Source organism: Vibrio sp. 10N.222.48.A3 (genome assembly GCF_041475345.1).
Lineage (GTDB): Bacteria > Pseudomonadota > Gammaproteobacteria > Enterobacterales > Vibrionaceae > Vibrio > Vibrio tasmaniensis_A.
Map to the genome: position 1 here is coordinate 1 of NZ_JBFRVX010001260.1, position 2,034 is coordinate 2,034.

3 protein-coding genes are annotated in these 2,034 nt (G+C 45.1%); 2 read left to right on the plus strand and 1 reads right to left on the minus strand.

Annotated features, from left to right (window positions below):
- Both AB4653_RS25495 and AB4653_RS25500 read left to right on the plus strand, forming a co-directional pair.
- Nucleotides 1-504, plus strand: a 504-nt coding sequence (locus AB4653_RS25495) for a substrate binding domain-containing protein (RefSeq protein ID WP_372105619.1), incomplete at its 5' end; no start/stop codon positions are given.
- The gene (locus AB4653_RS25500; protein ID WP_009845599.1) at nucleotides 504-887 is read left to right on the plus strand and encodes a VOC family protein; all 384 of its coding nucleotides are present in this window, start codon (nucleotides 504-506) and stop codon (nucleotides 885-887) included. The genes AB4653_RS25495 and AB4653_RS25500, both read left to right, overlap by 1 nt.
- 130 nt (nucleotides 888-1,017) lie before the next feature.
- On the opposite strand, the gene AB4653_RS25505 is transcribed toward AB4653_RS25500, so the two are convergent.
- Nucleotides 1,018-2,034 (minus strand): PepSY-associated TM helix domain-containing protein (locus AB4653_RS25505; RefSeq protein ID WP_372105620.1); only part of this gene is annotated, 1,017 nt, incomplete at its 5' end.

Consider the following 2,034-nt stretch of genomic DNA (forward strand, 5'->3'; position numbering starts at 1 on the left):
GGCATCGACATTGCCTTTCGCCTTACCGACAAACCTGACGAGAGTTTGGTATTGAAAGAACTCGGAAAAACAAACCTCGTGTTATGTGCGAGCCCGGACTATTTAGATGCCAAAGGAATCCCTCACCACCCTACCGAGCTTTCTGAGCACGACTGCTTATACCTTGCAGAAACAGATAAAGACCACATTTGGGACTTTCTTAAAGATGATGAATTTCACACGGTACCCGTCACTGGGCGTTACGCAGTTAACCACTCGCAGATGCGACTGAAAGGTGTAAAAGAAGGTCTAGGCGTCGGTATTTTCCATGACTTCGTGATTCAAGATGCGTTGGCTGAAGGCTCCGTGGTACAAGTGTTGGAAGATTGGACCATCAAGAGTAATTACCATGGCGCTATCGCGATGCAGTTTGCTCAAACCAAGTACATGCCCGCTCGACTGCGTGTATTCATTGATTACGCGATGGAGCACTTGGGTGACAAGCTGGCAGGAGAAATAAACTGATGCTGAAAGGAATACACCACGCCGCCATTATTTGCTCAGACTACGAAGTCTCTAAGCGTTTTTATACGGAAGTTTTAAAGCTTGAAGTGATTGCGGAGAATTATCGTGAAGCACGTCAGTCGTATAAGCTCGACTTGGCACTGCCTAATGGCGCTCAAATAGAATTATTCAGCTTCCCTGACGCACCTGAAAGACCAAGCTTTCCGGAAGCTCAAGGGCTGAGACATTTGGCCTTTTGTGTTGATGACATTCAACATGTCAAAAGCTACTTGGAAGAACAAGGCATTGAAGTCGAACCGATTCGAGTGGATGAATTTACGGGGAAATCATTTACGTTTTTCGCAGACCCAGACGGCCTGCCGCTTGAGCTTTATCAGATCTAAAGCTGTATCAGATCTAAAGCTTTATCAGATCTAGAGCAGTATCTAGTCTAAAGTCTTCCTCACAGAAGAAGAGCTCATCTGATTAATAAAACGGACCTTCTCAAGTCGAGAAAGTCCGTTTGCATGTCAATTAACTCAACGCGGTCTTGAATCTCTCAACGCGTGAAAACAGTAACCAATCCAATAGCATTGCAGTCACAATCGTTGCACCCGCGAGTGGAAACAGTACCGAAATAACAACCACAGTCACTAAACCCGCTTTCCATAAGCCTGCATCACCAAATTTCGGTGGAGTTCCCAACTTTCTTTGGCCTGAAGGTCTGCGCATCCACCACATTACTCCACCAGTCACTGACACCAAAATGAATGCCAAACAGAACAACGCATTTAGAAGCTTATTAATGATGCTGATGTCACCTTGGTGCAGAGAAATACCGACGGCTAAGGTTTTGGCGAATAAATTGTAATCTTGCCACGTCACCTCTCCTAGAATGCGCCCTGAGTATTGGTCGAGGTGAGTCGTGCGATCTTGGGTTGGGTCGATAATGTCACCGCCCATGGTATTGGCAGCCACGGTGTAAACGCCCGTTTCTGATCGCGGGAAATTGACTTTATATTGCGTAAAACCAAGAGATTGAGCTTTTGCTATCACATCATCAATCGAGAAATTACTCGCAGATAATACATGCTGAGAATGATCCTCACCCATCTTAGAATGATCATGAGCTTCAGACGCTTCTTCTACTTGATGGACGTGTTCTTCTGGCTTATCTTGAGACAAAGGCAGTGGAGTTTGCTCTAGGTTCCAAGGCATTTCCTCTTCAGACCCGTGATTTAAAGAAGCATGCGTTTCGTTAGACAGAGGAATATCGTCCCACATTTGAGCAGGAAAAGTACTCCATGCTTGCACTAGCTTACCGCCCCAAAAACCTGTCCATGATAATCCCGATAGAATAAATAACAGAAGAATGAATGACAGTGTTCCACCGATGTTCGCATGCAGATCACGCATTAAAATACGCGTTCCTGAACCAAATCGAAGCTTAAGAAAACCAGCGCGGCTCGCGTTATCTCTCGGTAACCATAAGTAAATACCACTGATGAGCAACAGAATAGACAAGCTTATTGCGACTTCAATTAGATAATC

Coding starts and splice junctions, on each gene's coding strand:
- AB4653_RS25500 (WP_009845599.1), top strand. CDS start 504: ATGCTGAAAGGAATACACCACGCCGCCATTATTTGCTCAGACTACGAA.